Origin of the sequence: Nocardiopsis camelliae (assembly GCF_028993595.1) — a bacterium.
Lineage (GTDB): Bacteria > Actinomycetota > Actinomycetes > Streptosporangiales > Streptosporangiaceae > Nocardiopsis > Nocardiopsis dassonvillei.
In genome coordinates this window covers 3,686,050-3,705,667 of record NZ_CP118614.1, presented here as the reverse complement: position 1 = coordinate 3,705,667, position 19,618 = coordinate 3,686,050, and the positions used below count along the sequence as shown (strand labels likewise).

At 73.8% G+C, this 19,618-nt stretch carries 15 protein-coding genes and 1 pseudogene; 9 read left to right on the top strand and 7 right to left on the bottom strand.

Features of this window, described 5'->3' with window-relative positions:
• Positions 1-46: 46 nt before the first annotated feature.
• Together PV789_RS16305 and PV789_RS16300 are read right to left on the bottom strand one after the other, a co-directional pair.
• Positions 47-850 carry an SAM-dependent methyltransferase gene (locus PV789_RS16305; protein ID WP_274973422.1) on the bottom strand — a complete coding sequence of 268 codons (804 nt, stop codon included), beginning with the start codon at positions 848-850 and terminating at the stop codon, positions 47-49.
• Between the two features lie 88 nt (positions 851-938).
• On the bottom strand, positions 939-1,871 hold the full coding sequence (locus PV789_RS16300; protein ID WP_274973421.1) for a MurR/RpiR family transcriptional regulator: 933 nt from the start codon (positions 1,869-1,871) through the stop codon (positions 939-941).
• A 72-nt stretch (positions 1,872-1,943) separates the two neighbouring features.
• Between PV789_RS16300 and PV789_RS16295 the strand changes: the two genes are divergently transcribed.
• Positions 1,944-3,077: an NAD(P)/FAD-dependent oxidoreductase gene (locus PV789_RS16295; RefSeq protein WP_274973420.1), complete on the top strand. Its 1,134-nt coding sequence runs from the start codon at positions 1,944-1,946 to the stop codon at positions 3,075-3,077.
• Positions 3,078-3,176: 99 nt separating this feature from the next.
• Positions 3,177-4,553 carry a sodium/glutamate symporter gene (locus PV789_RS16290; protein ID WP_274973419.1) on the top strand — a complete coding sequence of 459 codons (1,377 nt, stop codon included), beginning with the start codon at positions 3,177-3,179 and terminating at the stop codon, positions 4,551-4,553.
• A gap of 78 nt (positions 4,554-4,631) precedes the next feature.
• Here the strand turns inward: PV789_RS16290 and PV789_RS16285 are convergent, their stop codons facing one another.
• Positions 4,632-6,299: an MDR family MFS transporter gene (locus tag PV789_RS16285; RefSeq protein ID WP_475483694.1), complete on the bottom strand. Its 1,668-nt coding sequence runs from the start codon at positions 6,297-6,299 to the stop codon at positions 4,632-4,634.
• 468 nt (positions 6,300-6,767) lie between these two features.
• Here PV789_RS16285 and PV789_RS16280 point away from each other — a divergent pair, with 468 nt between their 5' ends.
• The gene (locus tag PV789_RS16280; protein WP_274973418.1) at positions 6,768-7,433 is read left to right on the top strand and encodes a hypothetical protein; all 666 of its coding nucleotides are present in this window, start codon (positions 6,768-6,770) and stop codon (positions 7,431-7,433) included.
• 101 nt (positions 7,434-7,534) lie between these two features.
• On the opposite strand, the pseudogene PV789_RS16275 reads toward PV789_RS16280, so the two are convergent.
• Positions 7,535-8,478 (bottom strand): annotated as a pseudogene (locus tag PV789_RS16275) (SDR family oxidoreductase).
• Between the two features lie 253 nt (positions 8,479-8,731).
• Here PV789_RS16275 and PV789_RS16270 point away from each other — a divergent pair.
• Positions 8,732-9,571: a helix-turn-helix transcriptional regulator gene (locus PV789_RS16270; protein WP_274973416.1), complete on the top strand. Its 840-nt coding sequence runs from the start codon at positions 8,732-8,734 to the stop codon at positions 9,569-9,571.
• Between the two features lie 28 nt (positions 9,572-9,599).
• Here the strand turns inward: PV789_RS16270 and PV789_RS16265 are convergent, their stop codons facing one another.
• Both PV789_RS16265 and PV789_RS16260 read right to left on the bottom strand, forming a co-directional pair.
• Positions 9,600-10,850: a sugar ABC transporter substrate-binding protein gene (locus tag PV789_RS16265; RefSeq protein ID WP_274973415.1), complete on the bottom strand. Its 1,251-nt coding sequence runs from the start codon at positions 10,848-10,850 to the stop codon at positions 9,600-9,602.
• A 37-nt stretch (positions 10,851-10,887) separates the two neighbouring features.
• The gene (locus PV789_RS16260) at positions 10,888-12,873 is read right to left on the bottom strand and encodes an ABC transporter permease (protein ID WP_274973414.1); all 1,986 of its coding nucleotides are present in this window, start codon (positions 12,871-12,873) and stop codon (positions 10,888-10,890) included.
• A 262-nt stretch (positions 12,874-13,135) separates the two neighbouring features.
• On the opposite strand from PV789_RS16260, the gene PV789_RS16255 reads away from it, so the two are divergent.
• Entirely contained in the window at positions 13,136-14,716 is a 1,581-nt protein-coding gene (locus PV789_RS16255; protein WP_274973413.1) for a beta-N-acetylhexosaminidase, read from the top strand.
• Between the two features lie 23 nt (positions 14,717-14,739).
• On the opposite strand, the gene PV789_RS16250 is transcribed toward PV789_RS16255, so the two are convergent.
• Entirely contained in the window at positions 14,740-15,525 is a 786-nt protein-coding gene (locus PV789_RS16250) for a DeoR/GlpR family DNA-binding transcription regulator (protein ID WP_212644414.1), read from the bottom strand.
• 285 nt (positions 15,526-15,810) lie between these two features.
• Here PV789_RS16250 and PV789_RS16245 point away from each other — a divergent pair, with 285 nt between their 5' ends.
• The 4 genes from PV789_RS16245 (at position 15,811) to PV789_RS16230 (ending at position 19,430) form a co-directional block, all read left to right on the top strand.
• Positions 15,811-16,698 (top strand): SIS domain-containing protein, encoded by an 888-nt coding sequence (locus PV789_RS16245; RefSeq protein ID WP_274973412.1) that lies wholly within the window; start codon positions 15,811-15,813, stop codon positions 16,696-16,698.
• Positions 16,695-17,603: an ROK family protein gene (locus PV789_RS16240; RefSeq protein ID WP_274973411.1), complete on the top strand. Its 909-nt coding sequence runs from the start codon at positions 16,695-16,697 to the stop codon at positions 17,601-17,603. The genes PV789_RS16245 and PV789_RS16240 overlap by 4 nt, the downstream gene beginning before the upstream one ends.
• An 88-nt stretch (positions 17,604-17,691) precedes the next feature.
• Positions 17,692-18,597, top strand: a complete 906-nt coding sequence (locus PV789_RS16235) for a 1-phosphofructokinase family hexose kinase (RefSeq protein WP_274973410.1) — start codon at positions 17,692-17,694, stop codon at positions 18,595-18,597.
• Positions 18,594-19,430, top strand: coding sequence for a class II fructose-bisphosphate aldolase (locus PV789_RS16230; RefSeq protein ID WP_274973409.1), 837 nt, complete (start codon positions 18,594-18,596; stop codon positions 19,428-19,430). The genes PV789_RS16235 and PV789_RS16230 overlap by 4 nt, the downstream gene beginning before the upstream one ends.
• Positions 19,431-19,618: the final 188 nt, after the last annotated feature.

Genomic DNA, 19,618 nt, shown 5'->3' with positions numbered 1-19,618 from the left:
GGACGGGGCGGGGCCAGCTCCGGCCGCGTACGCGCGGGACCGCGCCTCAGTCCTTGCGGGCCAGGCCGCAGTACTCGGGGATGTCGCGCGCCCTTCCGACCTCGACCGGCTCGGGCCGCCACCGGGTGACGCAGACGACCCCGGGATCGACCAGTGCCAACCCGTCGAAGAAGCGGGTGAAGTCCTCCACCGTGCGCATGCGGTACGGCTGCGCGAGGCTCTCCCGCCAGCGCCGGAGCGCCTCCAGCGCGCGTTCGTCGGTGACGGCCTCCACGTGGGCGAGGACGCCGTCGCACACGGCCAGGAAACTGCCTGGCGCCAGCGCGTCCGTGTAGGCGCGCACGATGCCCAGGGCCTCATCCAGGTCGCCGAAGTGGCCCATCGTCCCCAGCAGGGACAGCGCGACCGGGCGGTCCAGGTCCAGGGTCGCGCCGGCGCTCTCCAGCACCCGGTCGGTGTCGCGCAGGTCCGCTCCCACGAACCGGGTCCGTCTCTCGTCGGTGCCCACCAGCAGGGCGCGCGCGTGCGCCAGGACCATGGGGTCGTTGTCCACGTAGACCACGCGCGCGTCCGGGGTGTGCGCCCGCGCCACCTCGTGGGTGTTGTCGGCGGCGGGCAGTCCGGAGCCGAGGTCGAGGAACTGGCGGACGCCCTCCTCCCGGGCCAGGTGGCCGACCGCGCGGCGCAGGAAGAGCCGGTCCCCCCGGACGGCCTCGACGATCTGGGGCGCCAGCCCTCCGACGGCGTCGCCCATCTCGCGGTCCACCGGGTAGTTGTCCCTGCCGCCGAGCCAGTAGTCCCGCACCCGCGCGGTGTGGGCGACGCCGGTGTCGATGGGGATGTCCGTCATGGTGGCCTCTCGGGTGGGGGCGGACCGCAACAAGCGGTACGCGCAGTCTCATGCGTCCCATGACCCGCCCGCAACCCGAAAAACCCCGTCACGAAGGGCGTCGCGCTCCACCCGGCCCTTCCCCGGCGCCGCCGCGCTCGGTGACGTCGGTGTCGATCTCGGCGCCGGCCACGGCGCGGCGCAGGCGGTTGAGGCGCTGGTGGGCCGCGACCGATCCGGTGCGGTCGCGGGCGGCCAGTTCCATGGTGAGGGCGTGGGCCACCAGCCAGCTCGCGAGGTTCTCGCTCGCGGCGCCCGAGGTGGAGGGCGGGGTGGTCAGGACCGCCTCGACCCGGTCGCGCACGGCCTCGCCCACGGCCTCGGTGACCACGACGACGGGCGCCCCGACCTCGGCCGCGTGGTCCAGCAGGGCGTCGATCTCCCGGAAGAGCCGCAGCGGCGCGAAGACCACCACGGCGTCGTCGCCGCCGATGCCCAGCAGGTCGTCCGCGAGCCGGAACCCGGTCGCCTCCAGGACGGTGCACCGGCGGCCCATCCGGCCCAGTTCGACCGCGAAGTAGCGGGCGGTCGCCGAGGCCGGTCCGATGCCGTAGGCGACGGTGCGCCCGACCGCCTCGACCAGGCGGACCGCCGTGTCGAAGGACCCGGCGTCGAGGACCTCGGGCAGTCCCCGCAGCAGGTCGACGCTGTCGGAGAGGACCTGGTCGAACACGCGCGTGCCGCTGAGGCGCTCCAGCCGCTGGTCCAGGACCAGGGCGGGGTCGCGCCGGGTGGTGAGCATGTCCATCACCGCGCGCTTGAGTTCGCGCAGGCCGCCGTAGCCCAGCGACCGGGCCGTGCGCACGACGGTGGCGTCGCTGGTGCCGGTGCGGGCGGCCAGTTCGGCGGCCGACGCGGTCACGGCCTCCGAGGGGCGGTCGAGCAGGAAGTCGGTGACCGCGCGCTCGCGGGGGGAGAGCGAGTCGAGCCGGGCGCCCACCCGCTCACGGAACCCGCCGTCCTCCTCTGGTGAAGTTTTCATTTCGTCATTGACCTAATCATGTAGTTAAAACTACGCTTTCGTGAGACCGACCACACAGTGAGGGAGTGGCCGATGACCTACCAGTTTGTGATTATCGGGGGCGGAGTGCACGGCTGCGCCACCGCGTGGCAGCTCGCTGAGACCGGGGCGGACGTCCTGCTCCTGGAGGCCCGCGAGGTGGCCTCGGGGGCCTCGGGCGGCTTCGGCCGCCGGGGCGTGCGCGCCAACCGGCGCGACCTGCGCGAACTTCCGCTGATGCGGGCCGCCTACCGTATCTGGCCCACACTCGACCGGCGCCTGGGCGCGGCCACGGGCTACCAGCGCACGGGCGGGATGTTCCTCATCGAGCAGGAGACCACCGGCACCAGGGGCGGGCTGGTCGCCGCGCACACCCACGCGGCGGTGCAGCGGCGCCTGGGCGTGCCCACCGAGGTCCTCGACCGCGACGGCGTCCTGGCACGCGAACCCGGGGTCTCGGAGTCCGTGCGGGCGGCGCTGTACTGTCCGCTCGACGGCACCGCCGACCACACCGCCACGACCAGGGCGTTCGCCGACGCGGCGCGCGAACGCGGCGCCGTGATCGCCGAGCACAGCCCGGTCACCGCCGTGGAGCGCTCCGGAGACCGCGTCACCGCCGTGCGCACCGCGAGCGGGGAGCGCCACGAGGTGGGGGAGGCGCTGCTGGTGCTCAACAACGCCGGGGCCGCCGACCTGCTGCGCACGCAGTTCGACGTGGAGGCGCCGGTGTGGCGGATCCTGCCGCAGGCGCTGCGGCTGACCCCCCGTTCCACACCGCCCATGACCCACCTCGTCGGCCACGACCACCGCTCGCTGTCGCTGAAGCCGCTGCCCGACGGCGGCGTCATGGTGAGCGGCGGGTGGCGCGGCCGCTGGGACGCCGACAACGGCCGGGGCCGGACCGTGGAGGAGAACGTGCGCGGCAACATGCGGGCCGCCGCGGAGGTCTACGCCGACCTCGCCGACGCCGAACTCGACCTCGCCGACGCCTCCCGGCCGGAGTCGTGCAGCGCCGACGAGATCCCCGTCATCGACCGGATCCCCGGAACCGCCAACGCACTGGTCGGCACCGGCTGGACCGGGCACGGCTTCGCCATCGCACCGGCGGTGGCCGAGTCGCTCGCGCTCTGGGCGCGCACGGGATCGCGCCCCGACAACCTCGCCCCCTTCTCGTTCGCCAGGTTCTAGCCGCGGCGCGGGGCCGGGGGTCCGCGCGGGACCGCCGGTCCGGGCCGCCCAAGGCGGCCGACGACCCCACCCCCCGATCCGCGCGTACGAAGGAGCGGCATGTTCCCCACAGACGAAGTCGGCGGCGACGCCGTCACCACCCTGCTGTTCGCCGTCACCGTCCTCGGCCTGCTCGTGCTCGCCGGTGTCGTGCTGCGGCTGCTGATCGCCCCGCTGCGCCGCCTGTTCGTCCCGGCCGCGCTCATCGGCGGCGTCCTGGGGGCCGCGCTGGGGCCCTACGGCGCGGGGCTGTTCCCCGAGGGCGTGATCGGCACCTGGGCCGCGCTGCCCGGGGTGCTGATCACCGTGGTCTTCGCCCCGATGCTCATCGGCGTGCGCATCCCCAGCCCGCGCAGGAGCTACCGCCTCATCGCGCCGCAGCTCCTCTTCGGCTACATGGGCGACTTCCTGATGATCGGCGTCCCCGTGCTGGTGTGCGCCGCGCTGCTCATGCCCTTCTGGGACGTGAACGCGATGTTCGGCACCGTCATCGAGGTCGGCTGGCCGGGCGGGCACGGCACCGCCGCCGGGATGGGGCCGGTCTACGCCGAACTGGGCTGGGCCGACGGCGGCGCGCTCGCGCTGGCGGCGGCCACGGCCGGGCTGGTGTTCGGGATCGTGGTGGGCATGGTGCTGATCAACATCGGTGCCCGCCGCGGCCACCTGCGCCACGTCGGCGCTGAGCGCGGCGAGGAGGCGCCCGAGGTCCTGCCCGAGGAGGCGCGGGCCCCGATGGGGCGCGTGACCCTCAACAAGGACCTCGTCGACGGACTGGCCTTCCACGGGGCGCTGATCGCCGCGGCGGTGCTGATCGGCTGGGTGCTCCAGTACTTCCTCGGACTCGTGATCCCCGGCATGCCCCTGTTCCCGCTGGCGATGATCGGCGGCGGCGTCGTGCAGGCGGTCATCGCGCGCACCCGGCTGGGCGAGGCGGTGGACCCCGGCAGCCTGCGCGCCATCCAGGGGGTCGCGCTCGACCTGCTGGTGGTCTCGGCCGTCGCGTCCATCGCGGTGCCCGTCGTGCTCGGCAACATCGTGCCGCTCCTGGTGCTGGTCGCGGTCGCCGCGCTGGTCTGCGTGGGCTTCTTCTACTGGGCGGGGCCGCGGATGTTCCGCGACTCCTGGTTCGAGCACTCCATCGTCAACTTCGGCACGCTGACGGCGGTGGCCTCGGTCGGCCTGATGCTGCTGCGCACGGCCGACCCGGAGCTGAGAACCGACGCTGCGCGGGCCTACGCGCTGCGGGCGCCCTTCTTCAGCCCGATCGCCGGGGGAGGCATGTTGACCGCGCTGCTGCCGCTGATCGCGGTGAACTACGGACCCTGGGCGCTGGGCATCGGAGCGCTCGTCGCCGCGGCGGCGGTGTACGTGCTCGCGCGGGTGCTGGGGATCTGGCGGCGGCCCGGAGCGGGCGTCGGCGCCGACGCCGGGGTCTGAGCCGCCGGTTGCGGGCGCGAACGCGAGAGGCCCTTCCCGGGGGCGATTCCGGGAAGGGCCTCTCCTGTGCGGGGTTGGTCAGTCGGCGGACGGCTCCCGGCCGGTCCGCGCCGTGCCCGCGGTGCCGACCGTGCTCGTCGGCTCCGCCAGGGCCCCGGCCCTCGGGGCCTGCGCGAGCTCGTCGGCCCCCTCGGTCCCCTCGGCCTCCGCGGCCGGTTCGGGCAGGTCCAGGCTGTCCCGCAGCTGGACCCGGGGCAGGAACACCGCCAGCACCAGGCCGACGAGGGCGATGCCCGTGGCGAGCAGGAACAGGTCGCCGGTGGACGTGCCGTAGGCGCCCTCGACGATCTCGCGCAGGAACGGCGGCATGGCGTCCAGGTTCAGGGTGCCGGCGTCCCCGCCCCCGGCGGTGGCGCTCACCCCGGACTCGGACAGGCCGTCGGAGATGTTCGTGGAGACGCGGTTGGCCAGGAAGGCGCCCAGCACGGACACGCCCATGGTGCCGCCCAGGGTGCGGAAGAAGGCGACCGTGCCGCTGGCCGCGCCGATCTCGCGCAGCGGGACGGAGTTCTGCACCACCAGGACCAGGTTCTGCATGGACATGCCGACCCCCAGCCCCATCAGCACCATGCCCCCGCACACGATGAGCAGCGGCGTGGTCGCGTCGATGGTGGCCAGCACCAGGAAGCCCAGGGTCAGGGTGACCATGCCGGTGACCACGTAGGACTTGACCCGCCCCGAACGCGAGACCATGCGCCCGGACACGGTCGAGGAGATCATCGTCCCCAGCATGAGCGGGGCGGTCAGCAGACCGGCCTCGGTGGGGGAGTAGCCGCGCGCCAGCTGGAAGTACTGGCCCAGGAAGACCGCGCCGCCGAACATCGCCATGCCGACCGCGGAGCTGGCCAGGATGGCGATGGCGGTCTCGCGCCGCATGACCAGGTGCAGGGGCACGACCGGCTCCGACACGCGCGCCTCCACCCACACGGCCAGGCCGAGCAGCAGCAGGCTTCCGGCGACCATGGCCCCGGACTGCCAGGAGATCCAGGCGAAGTCGTTGCCCACGAAGGTGACCCACAGCAGCAGAAGGCTGACGCCCGCCGCGATCAGCGCGGCGCCCGCGTAGTCCACCTTCGTGTCGGGGCGGCGCACGTCCACCAGCTTGAGCGTGCGGCTCAGCGCCACCAGTGCCACCAGCATGAACGGCACGCCGATGAGGAAGCACCAGCGCCAGCCCAGGCCCGGCAGGTCGGCCAGCAGGCCGCCGATCAGCGGTCCGCCGACGGTGGCCACGGCCATCACCGCGCCGATGTAGCCGTTGAGGGTGCCGCGCTGCTTGGGGCTGACCATCGCGGCGATGATCACCTGGACCAGGACCTGCGAGGCGCCCATGCCCAGGCCCTGCACGGCCCGGAACGCGATGAGCTGGCCGGTGGTCTGCGCGAAACCGCACAGCAGCGACGAGACGATGAACAGCCCGATCGAGAGCTGGAGCAGCTTCTTCTTGTCGAAGAGGTCGGCCAGCTTGCCCCAGACCGGAGTGGAGGCGGTGGAGGCCAGCAGGGTCGCGGTCACCACCCACGTGTACTGCGACTGACTGCCGTCCAGCGCTCCGACGATCTGGGGGAGGGCGACCGACACGATCGTGCTGCTGAGCATCGTCACGCCCAGCACTATGAGCAGGCCGCTCAGGGAGCGCAGGATCGAGGGTTGCCCGGTGTCGGATAAAGGACGGGAAGTGCGCACGGATGGACCTCTGAGGGAAGGAGACGGGGCGGCGCGGGAGGCCGCTGGACTGCTGGGTTGCCGTGGGTGGCCAAAAATATGCAGAAGAGGAATTTTTGCACCCACTGTAGAATATCACCGGGGTCACGAACCGGGGGCTGGTCAAACGTGGGAAAGCCGACACCCGCTCCCGGGAATGTTCGCCTCGCCCGCCGGGGCGCTCGGTTTCGCCCCGCTCCCCCGCTCCGCGGCGCGCCCGCTCCCGGTCTGCGGACCGCGTCGCCCCTGGTCGGCGCCCCGCCGTGCCCGCGTGCCGCGTCCTTCGCGCCGGTTCCCGCTGGGCGCCCGCCCCGAAGGCGGACCCTCGGTGGCGGGGGAGGAGGTCGAAGGCGGGGCCGATCCGCGCGCATGGCGCTCCCCCGATGGGGCAGACTGCCGAGGTAACCCTCGAAAAACTGTCTTCTCGAAAAGCGAGATAGAAGGACGCGCATGACCTCCCTCCTCTTCGCCGCCTTCGCGCTGGCCCACCTGTGCCTGACCGTCTGGCTGGTCCGGCTGGCGCTCTCCCAAGGCTCCCCGCACATCTGGCCGGCGGCGGCCGTGGCCGCCGGACTCGTCTACGACAACGGGATCGTGGCGCTGGGCTCCACCATCGGCGCCGGGGACCTCCTGCTCGCGCTGAACCTGCCGCGCTTCGTGGTGCACGCCCTGGTCACGCCGCTGCTGATCGTCTTCGCCGCCGGGGCGGCCCGCGACGCCGGACTCGCCTGGGCCCGCCCGCGCGCGGTGCGCGCCGGATTCTGGCTGCTGACGGCCGCACTCATCGTCTACGGCGTCGTGACCGAACTCGTGGGGCTCACCCTGGTGCCCGGCCGCGAGGGCGACGCGCTGCGCTACTCGGCCGCCGAGTCGGCCCTGCCGGTCCCGGCCGTGGCGACCGTCGTCGTGCTGCTCGTGGTCGGTGCGGCGCTGCTGGTACGGGCGCGCAGCGGGTGGATGCTGCTGGGCGCCGCGGTCATGTTCGCGGTCTCCGCCGTGCCCACGGCGCCGCTGGCGGTGGGGAACCTGGGCGAGGTGGCCCTCATCGCCGGGCTCGCCCTCACCGCGCGCCGGACGGACGGCGCTCCCGTCAGGCCCTCGGCCGCATCCCGGTGAAGAGGGCTTGGCGGACCCGGCCGACGCAGGCGTGGTCAGCGGGTCCGCCGCCGCGTGGATCTGCCGGCGCGGACCGGCCGCGCCGGACGGGGGCCGCGCGGTCAGGCGGCGGGGATGGCGGTCCCGGTGAGCTGTTCGGAGACCCGCCATGCCCGCTCGGCCTCGTCGGCGTCGCGCAGCGGGGGTAGAGCCGCTGCTCCGCGGGCTGGCCGCCGAGGTTGCCGGGGCCGCTGGGGCTGTAGAGCACGCCGGACCTGGCGGCCGGGTCGGTCGCGGCCATGAGCGCGGGCAGCTTCGCGGTCTCGACGGTGCCCAGCAGGATGCCGCGGGCCGAGAGCGCGCGGATCAGCCGCACGCCCAGGGTGTCCCGGTCGCGGCCCAGTTCGGGGCGGGCGGCCAGGAGGCTGGTCGGGGCCACCCCGGGGTGGGAGAGGTTGCTGGTGATGCCCCAACCGTGGGCCCTGCTGCGGCGGTCCAGTTCGAGCCCGAAGAGTCCGAACGCGATCTTGGACTGGCCGTAGGCGCGCATGCCGTCGTAGGAACGCTCCCAGTTCAGGTCGTCCCAGTTGACGGCGCCCCGCCTCGCGGCGACGCTGATCTGCGACGTCACGCGGGCGCCCCCCTCGCGCAGCAGCGGCAGGAGGTGGCCCACCAGGGCGAAGTGGCCGAGGTGGTTGGTGCCGAACTGGACCTCGAAACCGTCCGCGGTGGTCTGGCGGTCCGGTGGGGTCATCACGCCCGCGTTGTTGATGAGGATGTGGATCGGCAGGCCCTCCTCGCGCAGCGTGTCGCCGAGGGCCGCGACCGAGGCCAGCGAGGACAGGTCGAGGCTGCGCAGCGAGACCCGGGCGTCGGGCTGGTTCCGGCGGATCCGGGCGATGGCGTCCTCGCCCTTGCGCGGGTTGCGCACGGGCATGACCACCTCGGCGCCGGCGGCGGCCAGCCGCTCGGCCATGCCCAGGCCCATCCCGTCGCTGGCGCCGGTCACGAGCGCGCGCTTGCCGGTCAGGTCCGGCACGGTGATGTCGATGGTTCGTCGTGGCATGGCTCTGCTCCCTCGTGGCCTCACGGACGCGCGTTCGGTCGGTCCCCGTTCCCTCCGTGCCCTGTGCACGGTGCGCGGGAACGATCCTCCGCCCAGGACGGAGGCGTAACCACGGCCTCCCGATCCCAGGATCGGCGGGCCGCCCCTGGCGCCCCTTCCACCTCCTCGACCGTAAAGGGGGATCGGCGATCCGTGGTTACCGCCGCGCGCGCAAGGTAGACACGGAGCAGCACCACTGGGAAGAAGGAGTGCCGTGATCGATCGCACCGGGCTGGCCGAGTTCCTCCGCACCCGCCGGGAGGCGCTGCAACCCGAGGACGTCGGGCTGCCGCGCGGGCAGCGCCGCAGGACCAGCGGTCTGCGGCGCGAGGAGGTCGCCGCGCTGTGCCACATGTCGACCGACTACTACTCCCGGCTGGAGCGGGAGCGCGGACCGCGGCCGTCGGGCCAGATGCTCTCCTCCATCGCCCAGGGGCTGCACCTGTCACTGGACGAGCGCGACCACCTGTTCCGCCTCGCCGGACACAACCCGCCCCCGCGCGGCACGGTCAGCGACCACGTCAGCCCCGGTCTGCAGCGGGTCCTCGACCGCCTGGACGACACACCCGCCGAGATCACCACCGAACTCGGCGAGACCCTGCGCCAGTCCCCGATGGGCGTCGCGCTCACCGGCGACACGACCGTCTACACCGGGCCCGAGCGCAGCGCGGGGTACCGGTGGTTCACCGATCCCGACTCCCGGCGGATCTACGCGCCCGAGGAGCACCCGTTCCTCACCCGCATGTACGCCTCGGGGCTGCGCGAGCTCGTCACCCTGCGCGGCCCCGACTCGCGGGCCGCCCACCTCGCCGACCTGCTCCTGGACCGGAGCGAGGAGTTCCGGCGGGTGTGGGAGGACCACGAGATCGGTGTGCGCCCCCACCACGTCAAGCGCTTCGTGCACCCCGAGGTCGGACCCCTGGAGCTGAACTGCCAGAGGCTGGTCGACCCCGGCCAGGCCCACTCGCTGCTCGTCTACACCGCCGTGCCGGGCAGCGAGAGCCACGACAGGCTGCACCTGCTGTCGGTCATCGGGGCCCAGGCGCTGGGCTGAGCGGCCCGCCGCTACGCGTCCCCGCCCGTCACGGGCCGGAGGCGGTGATCTCCTGGCCCCTGTCCAGGACGGCGCGCGGGTCCCCGTCCGGGGCCACGGCCGTGCCCAGCTCCCCGGCCATCGTGCCGCGCAGCTGGGCCCAGACCGGTTCGTAGGTGGGGTCCAGCCGTGCCTCGGGGATCTGCTCGACGTACTGTCCCACGTCGGGGTCGTCGCGGAACTCCTCGACGCCGGACTCGGTGGTCGGCAGCAGCCCCTCGACATCCAGGTAGGCGGTGTAGTTCTCCGGTTCGTAGAAGTAGTCCAGGAACTCGGTGACCAGCTCCTGGTTGCCGGGGTTGTCGAAGGCCACCAGGTAGTCCTGGATGCCGTGGGTGGCGGGCTCGGCGCCGCCGTTGGTCGGGTGGGTCGTCGTGCCGTAGTCGACGCCCGCCTCGTGCACCGGGTCCAGGAACGCGCTGCCGCCCAGCGGCGCGTACACCATGGCGGCCCTGCCCTGGGCGAAGAGCGGCCACGTGCCGTCGGGGCGGTTGGTCTGCCCGGGGTTGGGCTGGGTGGCTCCGTGCTCCACCACCAGGTCCCGGAGGAACTCCAGGGTGGCGACGTTGCGGTCGCTGTTGACCGTCCACTCGCCGTCCTGTTTCCAGCCGCCGCCGTTGGAGCGCGCCCACGTGCCGAACTCGTAGTCGCCGCCGTCGAAGCCCAGCGCCAGCGCGTAGGGGACGTGGTCGCCGGGGAGCGCCTTGATGCGCTCCGCCGCCTCCAGGAACTCGTCCCAGGTCCGCGGGGGATCGCTGATCCCGGCCTCGGCGAAGATGGTCCGGTTGTAGTACATCGCGTTCACCGTCGCGACGAACGGCAGGGCGTACTGCTCGCCCTCCAGCGAGGCGTTCTCGGCCAGGACCGGGACGAAGTCGGTGAACTTGTCCTCGGGCAGGACGTCGCGCGCGGGGTGCAGCAGGCCCGCCTCGGCGTAGTCGGCGAAGAGGTTCGTGTTGAGGACGTCGGGGAACTGCCGGGTCTGCACCATCGTGTTGACCTGGTTCTGGAGGTTGTCCCAGCCGATCACCCGCAGCTGGACGCTCGTGCCGGGGTGGTCGGCCTCGAAGGACTCGATCAGGTCGGTCCAGTAGGGCTGCGTCCCCTCGGTGTACTGCGCCACGACCAGCTCGATGGTGCGCGGGTCCCCGCCCCCGTCCCCACCGCACCCCGCGGCGAGCAGCGCGGCCGCCGACAGAGCGGCGGCCAAGGCGGTGGCCCGCGGCCCGGGTCTCCTCATCGCGTGACCTTCCCTTCCGCTCCCGTGCGGGGACGCGTCATCGAACACTGCCCGTGGTCAGTCCGCTGACCAGGTATTTCTCGATCAGGGCGAAGAGGACCACCGTGGGGACGACGGCCATCAGCCCGGCGGCGAAGAGGTACTGGTAGTTCGTCTCGTACAGGCCGATGAACTGCTGGACCCCCACGGTCAGCGGCACCCTGCCCTGCGAGGGGTCGTTGAACAGGGTCAGCGCGACGATGAACTCGTTCCACACCTGGATGAAGGTGAAGACGGCCACCGTGATGATCCCCGGCGCCGACAGCGGGACGATGATCCTGAGCATGGTCCGGAAGCGGCCGAGGCCGTCCATCATGGCCGCCTCCTCGGTCTCCCTCGGGACCGCCCGGAAGTGGGTGTTGAGGATCCACACCGCGAAGGCGATGTTGAAGGCGGAGTTGACGGCGATGATGAACCAGTAGGAGTTCACCGCGCCGAGGAAGAGCGCCTCCCGGTACAGCCCGATGATGAGCGCCACCGCCGGGAACATCTGGGTGATGAGGATCAGGCCGAGGAAGGCTCCCCTGCCGCGGAAGTCGGAGCGGGCGACGGCGTAGGCGGCGGGCGCGGCCGCGGCGAGCACGACCAGGGTCGAGACCCCGGCGACGGTGAGGCTGACCCGGAAGTACTCCGCCAGCGGGATCCGGCTCCACACCTCGACGTAGTTCGACCACGCCCAGTCCCGGGGCAGGTAGGTCGCGGGGACGGCGAACAGCTCCGCGTCGGTCTTGAGCGAGCCGAGGAACATCGCGGCGTAGGGGGCGAGGAAGAACAGGGCGACCAGCGCCCCGACCAGGGGGAGGACCGCGCCCCCGACGCGGCGCCACATCCGGCCGCCCGCGACGGCCGCCGGGCGCAGGAGCGGTGCGCACGCGTCCGCCGCGCGCCCGCGCAGGGACGACCACGAGCGCGCGGCCCGGCCGGTGAGCGAGCGGACGCCGCCGGGCAGCGCCGAGGCGAGGGCACGGCCCGCCCGGTCGCGGCGGCCCGGCCGCAGCAGCCAGGCCAGGAACGCGATCAGCCCGACGAGGAAGGCCACGTTGAGCACCGCTAGCGCGGCGGCCTCGCCCGGGTCCAGCTGCTCCTTGAAGGCGATCTTGTACATCCACGTGACCGTGGTGTCGGCGTGGTTCCCGGCGATCGAGCCGGTGATCACCCAGATGAGCGTGAACGCGTTGAACACGTGCAGCATGTTCAGCACGAACGCGACCAGCAGGGAGGGGCGCAGCAGCGGCAGGGTGACGTGCAGCCACCGCCTCCAGGCCCCGGCGCCGTCGATCCTGGCGGCCTCGTGCACCTCGGCGGGGATCGTCTGGAGTCCGGCCAGCAGGACGTAGGTCGTGAAGGGGACCGACGTGACGACGCCGACGACCATGATCGAGGCGAAGGCCGTGGCGGGGTCCTTGTACCACTCGTGCGGGGCGTCGAGGAGCGACAGGTCCATCAGCAGGCGGTTGAGCAGGCCGTTGCCGCCCTCCAGCAGGAACCGCCAGACCGTCGCGGTCATCACCAGCGAGGCCGCCCAGGGCACGACGACGGAGAGCCGTACGAGTCGGCGCCCGCGGAACTCCTTGGTGAGGAACTGGGCCAGGGCCAGCGACACCAGGATCGTCGCCGCCAGGACGACCACCAGCCACACCAGCGTGTTGGCCACCACCCCGGGCAGCGCGGGCTCCGCCAGCAGCCGCCGGTAGTTGTCCAGCCCCGCGAACCCCTGGATCTGCCCGATCCGGTCCACGGCCAGGAAGGACAGCCAGACCATGTAGAGCGCGGGGAAGACGATGACCAGGCCGATGAGGGCGGTGGCGGGCAGCAGCCAGCGCGTCGCCGACGTGCGCCGCCACAGGCCGAGGCCGAGCCGGGCCGGGGGGTCCCCGGACCGGCCGTCGGGGCGGCCGGGACCGCCCGGGCGGTCCGGCGGAGGGGCCGGGGCGCGTTCGTGCTCCGCACCGACCCGGCCGGTGGGCCGCGCGGTGTCAGCCATGTCCGTTTCGGGCGTACGCGAGAACCATGGTGAGCGCTCCCTCCGGTAGTCAGTGAGTGACCATCGTCACGTTCCGGTTGATTGGTGTCAAGCTTTATGTCCTCCTTCTGTTCACTAGTAATCATCATGTGCTCATGTAATGATCGTTGGGTGCGACCGGCCCGAGCCCGGACCCGACCGGGCGCCGCGCCCGTTGGCCGGAGCAGGCGGGCAGCCGCCGCGACGGCCTCGGCGGCGGGGCCGGCGAGAAGGGGGAGCGAGTATGCCCGACGACGCCGACCGGCCCGCGATCATCCCGGTGCCGACGCGGACGCGGCCGCGCCCGGGCACCCTCCGGCTGGACCGCGGACTCTCCCTGCGCGTCGAACCGGAGGCCGCGCTGGCGGGCGCGCTGTTACGCGAGGCGCTGGCCCCGCTGACCGGCCCGGGGTCCGGGGACGGACCCGGCGGTGATCCGGCCCCCGTCACCGTGCGCGTGGACCCCCGACGGGCCCGCGAACACGGCTACACGCTCACCGTGGACACCGACCGCGTCGAGATCGTCGGCGCGGACCCGGTCGGGGCCTTCCACGGCGCGCAGACCCTGCGCCAGCTCCTGCCCGCGCGGCTGTGGAGGGGCGGGTCCGCCCGGGGCGCGGGCATCCCCTGCACCCGTGTGGAGGACCACCCCCGGCTGCGCTGGCGCGGCCTCATGCTGGACGTGGCCCGGCACTTCCTGCCCAAGGACTTCGTCCTGCGCCTGATCGACCTGCTCGCGCTGCACAAGCTCAACGTCCTGCACCTGCACCTGACCGACGACCAGGGCTGGCGGATCGAGGTGCCCGGATACCCCCGGCTGACGGAGGTCGGCGCGTGGCGGGCGCGCACCGTGGTCGGCAACGACCTCGGCACGAGCCCGGACCCGGTCTACGACCGGACCCCGCACGGCGGCTACTACACCGAGGCCGACCTGCGCGAGATCGTGGCGCACGCCCGCGACCGGTGCGTCGAGGTGGTCCCGGAGATCGACATGCCCGGCCACATGCAGGCGGCCATCGCCGCCTACCCCGAACTGGGCAACACCGGCGCACCGACGATCGTGCGCGAGCGCTGGGGGGTGGGCACCCGCCTGCTCAACGTGGACGAGACCGCGCTGCGGTTCTGCCGCGACGTCCTGACGCACGTGATGGACGTCTTCCCCGGCAGGTACGTCCACTGCGGCGGGGACGAGGTCCCCAAGGACGAGTGGCGCGACAGCCCCCGGGCGCAGGAGCACATCCGCCGACTGGGGCTCGCGGACGAGGAGGAGCTCCAGGGCTGGTTCACCGGGTACGTCGCCGCGTTCCTCGCCGAGCACGGCCGCACGCTGGTGGGCTGGGACGAGGTCCTGGACGGGGGAGCGCTCCCCGCCGACGTGACGGTGATGGCCTGGCGCGAGCGGGAGAGGGGCGAGGCCGCGGCCCGGCTCGGCCACGAGACGGTCATGGCGCCCACCAGCCACGTGTACCTCGACTACTACCAGGACGGGGACACCGCGGCCGAACCCCTCGCCTTCGGCGGCGGCTTCGTGCCGCTGTCCACCGCCTTCGACTTCGAGCCGGTGCCCGCCGCGCTGGACGGGGAGGTCGCCCGGCGCGTCGTCGGCGCCGAGGCCCAGATGTGGACCGAGTACGTGGCCACCGAGGAGCACACCGAGTACATGCTCTTCCCGCGCCTGTGCGCCTTCGCCGAGGCCGTCTGGCGCCAGCCGGACGAGCGCGGCCACGACCGCGCCGACTTCCTCGCCCGGCTGCGCGTGCACCTGGAGCGCCTGGAGGCCCTCGGGGTCGGCTACCGGCCGCTGGACGGGAGGAACGACCCGTGAGGCGCCCGGACCCGGGACGCGGTTCAGGCCTGGACGACCTCGACCCCGGCCCTGGTGAAGCCGTCCACGACATCGGGGTCCGCGTCCTTGTCGGTCACCAGGACGTCGATCCCGGCGACCGGCAGGATCCGGGCGAAGGCCCGCTGGCCGATCTTGTGGCTGTCCGCGGCCACGATGACCCGCTCGGCGCGCCGGGCGAGCAGCGTGTTGGCGGCGGCCTCGTCCTCGTCGAAGGCCATGGCGCCGACGTCGGCGCCCACGGCGTCGGCCCCGATCACGGCCACGTTCAGGGAGAGCGCCTCCAGGACCCGTTCGGCGAGCGGACCCACCAGCTCGTAGGAGCGGGGGCGCACGACCCCGCCCACGACGACCACCTTGATGTGGGGGCGCACCAGCAGCTCGGTGGCGATGTTGAGCGCGCTGGTCACCACGGTCAGGCCGCGCCCGGGACCGTCGCCGCGGAAGCTCTCGTGCAGGGCCAGGGCGCGCGCGACCTGGGTGGTCGTGGTGCCGCCGTTGAGGCCGACGACCGAGCCCGGGGGGACCAGGTCCGTGATCGCCTGGGCGATGCGCTCCTTCTCCTCGGCGTGCCGGGCGGCCTTGTAGCTCAGCGGCAGGTCGTAGGAGACGGAGGAGGCCAGGGCCCCGCCGCGCGTGCGGGTCAGGAGCTGCTGCTGCTCCAGGTGGTCCAGGTCGCGCCGGACGGTGGCCGGGGAGACGCCCAGCTCCTCCACCGCCTCGTCGACGGAGAGGGACCCGCGCTCGGAGAGCAGTTCGAGCACAGCCGTCAAACGCTGGTGGCGGTCCATGACGTCCCCCAAGGACAAACTGTTGATCCAATCTGACTGATAACCGACTATATCGATCAAAAGCAATCAGACTAACGATGCTTCGTGCGCGTCGTCGCGCACCGCACGCGGAGAACGGGTCGTCCGAGCACTTCTACCCGACCCGGGAGCGGGGCGCACGGCGGGACACACCGCGAACGGGGCCGCGACGGGGGCGGGGGCGGGTGTCCCCGCGTCCGGACGAGGGCGCAGGGCCGCTTCCGCGGCGGGCGCGAAGGGCCCCGCCGTCAGCAAGGGAGATCATAGATGAACACCCATGTCACCGCGGAGATCGCCAGCCAGCCGCAGTGCTGGCGGCGCGTCGCGGACGCTCTGGAGTCCGCCGCGCCCGCGCTGCCGCGCCCGGGGGAGCGCACGGCCGTCGTCGGCTGCGGCACGTCCTGGTTCGTCGCGATGTCCTACGCCGCCCTGCGCGAGCGGGCCGGACAGGGCGCGACCGACGCGTTCCCGGGTTCGGAGGTGCCGCCCGGCCGCTCCTACGACCGCGTCGTGGCCATCAGCCGCTCCGGCACGACGACCGAGGTCACGGACCTGCTCAGGGCGGCCCGGGACGTGCCCACCACCGTGATCACCGCCGTGCCCGGCTCACCGGTCACCGGATTCGCCGACCTGAGCGTGGTGCTGGACTTCGCCGACGAGAGGTCGGTGGTGCAGACCCGCTACGCCACGACGGCGCTCGCCCTGCTGCGCGCCCACCTGGGCCACGACGCCGAGAGCCTCGCCCGCGACGGCGAGCGGGCCCTGGAGGTCCCGCTGGACCCCCTGGTCCGCGCCGAACAGATCACCTTCCTCGGCCGGGGGTGGACGGTGGGCCTGGCGCACGAGGCGGCCCTGAAGGCGCGCGAGGCGGCGCGGATGTGGACGGAGTCCTACCCGGCGATGGAGTACCGCCACGGCCCCCTCACCATCGCCGAGCCGGGACGGCTCGTGTGGTCCTTCGGCGAGCCGCCCGCGGGCCTGGCCGCCGAGGTCGAGGCCACCGGCGCCGCCTTCCGCGCCAGCGACCTTGACCCCCTGGCCGACCTCGTCGTGGCTCAGCGCCTGGCCGTCGCCCTCGCCGAGCGGCGGGGGCTCGACGCGGACCGGCCCCGCAACCTCACCCGTTCGGTCGTCCTCGCGGACGAGCGGACGTGAGCGCCGTCGTCGCCGTCGACGTCGGCGGAACCCTGACCAAGGCGGCCCTCGTGGACGCCGACCACGGGGTGCTCCTCGCCCGCAGGACGCCCACGCCCACGGGGCCCCGCGTGGCCGAGGCCGTGGTCGACACCGCCGCCGCCCTCGTCGGGGAGCTGCGCTCCGCGTCCCGGGACGTCCCGGTCGCTGCGGTCGGGGTGGTCGTCCCCGGCATCGTCGACGTCGGGCGCGGGGTGGCGGTGTGGTCGGAGAACCTCCTCTGGCGCGACGTGCCGGTACGCGACCTGCTCGCCGAGCGCTGCGGGCTGCCCGTCGCCCTCGGGCACGACGTGGCCGCCGGAGGCCTGGCCGAACAGCGGCTCGGCGCCGCGCGCGGCCACGAGGACGCCGTCTTCGTCCCCATCGGCACCGGCCTGTCGGCGGCCCTGCTCCTGGGCGGGCGGGCGCACACCGCGGGCGGCTTCGCGGGCGAGATGGGACACGTGGACGTGGGCCACGGGGGGCCGTGCGCCTGCGGCGCCACCGGGTGCCTGGAGGCGATCGCCTCGGCCGCGGCCATCGCCCGCCGCTACTCCGAGCGCACGGGCCGATCCACCCGGGAGGCCCGCGACGTGGCCGACCTCCTCGTGCGGGGCGACCCCGACGCCGCGCGGGTCTGGGACGAGGCCGTGGACGCCCTGGCGCTCGGCCTCTCCTGGATCAGCGCGGTGCTCGCCCCGCAGGTCGTCGTGGTCGGCGGCGGCCTGGCCCGGTCCGGCGAACTGCTGCTCGCCCCGCTGCGCGAACGGCTCGAAGCCCGCCTGACCTTCCACCGGCGCCCGGACGTGGTCCCCGCCGCGCTGGGCGACGGGGCCGGGTGCCTGGGCGCGGCGCTGCTGGCCCGGGAACTGCTGGAGCACACGTGAACAGGACCTGCGACCGCGACCGCGACCGCGCCCGGACCGCGACCCGGGCCGTCCCCGGCCGCGGACACCGGGTCCCGGGGAGGAGCACGTGATCGTCACCGTCACCGCCAACCCCGCCGTCGACGTGACCTACGAGGTCGACGCCCTCGTGCCGGGCCGCTCCCTGCGGGTCTCGCGCGTGTGGGAGCGCCCGGGCGGCAAGGGCCTCAACGTGTCCCGGGTGCTGCGCGGGCTCGGCGAGCCCACGCTCGCGATCGCACCCCTCGGCGGACCGACCGGCCGGTGGATCGCCCGCTCCCTGACCGGGGACGGGCACCGGCTTCGGGCGGTACCCGTCCACGGCACGACCCGGCGCACCCTGACCGTCGTGGGCACCGACACCACGGTCCTCAACGAACCGGGCCCGCGGCTGAGCGCCGATGAGCTGGCCGCGCTGACGGAGGCGGTGCGCGACGCGCTGACCGGCGCCCGCGCGCTCGTGCTCTCCGGCAGCCTGCCCCCGGGAGCGCCGGACGACCTGTACGCGGAGCTGGTGCGCGTCGCCGCGCGGGCGCGCGTGCCCGCGGTCGTCGACGCCGCGGGTCCGGTGCTGCTGGCAGCGGCGGCGGCCGGTGCCGCGGTGGTCAAACCGAACGCGGACGAGCTGCGCGCCACCACCGGCGGGTGCGGCGCCGACGCCGCCCGCCGACTGCTGCGGGCCGGCGCCCGCAGCGTGGTCGTCTCCCTCGGGAACCGGGGCCTGCTGGCCTTCTCCGGTGACCGGGGGTGGCGGGCGGAGGCGGTCCCGGGCGTGACCGGCAACCCGACCGGAGCCGGGGACGCCGCGGCCGCCGCGATCGCCCTGGGCACGGCCGCCGCCGACCCCTGGCCCCGGACCCTGGCCCGCGCCGCCGCGCTCGGTGCCGCCGCCGTGCTCGCCCCCACCGCGGGGGAGGCCGACCCGCGGGCCTACCAGGCGTTCCTGCCCACCGTGCACGTCGAGGAGTACGCATGACACTCGTTGGGATCACCACGCTGCTGGAGCGGGCCGTCGCCCGGCGCGGAGGCGTCGGCGCCTTCAACGTCGTCCTGCTGGAGCACGTCGAGGCGCTGATCGCCGGAGCCGAGCGCGCCGCGGCCCCCGTCGTCCTCCAGATCAGCCAGAACTGCGTGCGCTACCACGGGGCGCTGGAACCCCTCGCCCTGGCCACGCTCGCCGCCGCCCGGGAAGCGGACGTGCCGACCGCCGTCCACCTGGACCACGCCACCGAGGTTCCGCTCGTGCACGAGGCGGTCGAGCTGGGCGTCACCAGCGTCATGTTCGACGCCTCCGCGCTGGACTACGAGGACAACGTCGCGGCCACCCGCGCGGTGGTCGGGTACTGCCACGCCCGCGGCGTCGCGGTGGAGGCCGAACTCGGCGAGGTCGGCGGCAAGGACGGCGTCCACGCCCCGGGCGCGCGCACCCGGCCCGAGGAGGCGGCGGAGTTCGTCCGCGCGACCGGGGTGGACTCGCTGGCCGTCGCGGTCGGCACCTCGCACGCGATGCGCACCCGCGACGCCCGGGTGGACCACGACCTCATCGGCCGCCTGAACAGCGCGGTCCCGGTGCCGCTGGTGCTGCACGGGTCGTCGGGTGTCGCCGACGCCGACCTGGTCAGGGCGGTCGACAGCGGCATGACCAAGGTCAACATCGCCACCCGGCTCAACGACGCCTTCTCCGGGGCGCTGCGCGAGCGGCTGGACGAACGGCCCGACCTGACCGATCCGCGGGCGTACCTGGCCCCCGGCCGGGACGCGCTGGCGGCCGAGGCGCACGACCTGCTCCGCCTCCTGCGCGCGGGGTGAGGGTCTTTCCGGCGCGCCGCCGCGCGGTTTTACTTTCCTGCTAAGAGGTTGCGGCCCTGAACATTCTCACGGACGTTTTCCCGTGCCGTGATTTCCGGGGCCGGCGCGCCGGGACGCCCTCCTGTTCCCCGTTTTCCCGCGCCCCGTGGAACACCCGGAGCCCCGGCCCCCCGGAGTTCCCCGGGCGT

Coding starts and splice junctions, on each gene's coding strand:
- PV789_RS16245 (WP_274973412.1), top strand. CDS start 15,811: ATGAACACCCATGTCACCGCGGAGATCGCCAGCCAGCCGCAGTGCTGG.
- PV789_RS16265 (WP_274973415.1), bottom strand. CDS start 10,850: ATGAGGAGACCCGGGCCGCGGGCCACCGCCTTGGCCGCCGCTCTGTCG.
- PV789_RS16305 (WP_274973422.1), bottom strand. CDS start 850: ATGACGGACATCCCCATCGACACCGGCGTCGCCCACACCGCGCGGGTG.
- PV789_RS16290 (WP_274973419.1), top strand. CDS start 3,177: ATGTTCCCCACAGACGAAGTCGGCGGCGACGCCGTCACCACCCTGCTG.
- PV789_RS16250 (WP_212644414.1), bottom strand. CDS start 15,525: ATGGACCGCCACCAGCGTTTGACGGCTGTGCTCGAACTGCTCTCCGAG.
- PV789_RS16280 (WP_274973418.1), top strand. CDS start 6,768: ATGACCTCCCTCCTCTTCGCCGCCTTCGCGCTGGCCCACCTGTGCCTG.
- PV789_RS16300 (WP_274973421.1), bottom strand. CDS start 1,871: ATGAAAACTTCACCAGAGGAGGACGGCGGGTTCCGTGAGCGGGTGGGC.
- PV789_RS16260 (WP_274973414.1), bottom strand. CDS start 12,873: ATGGCTGACACCGCGCGGCCCACCGGCCGGGTCGGTGCGGAGCACGAA.
- PV789_RS16255 (WP_274973413.1), top strand. CDS start 13,136: ATGCCCGACGACGCCGACCGGCCCGCGATCATCCCGGTGCCGACGCGG.
- PV789_RS16230 (WP_274973409.1), top strand. CDS start 18,594: ATGACACTCGTTGGGATCACCACGCTGCTGGAGCGGGCCGTCGCCCGG.
- PV789_RS16295 (WP_274973420.1), top strand. CDS start 1,944: ATGACCTACCAGTTTGTGATTATCGGGGGCGGAGTGCACGGCTGCGCC.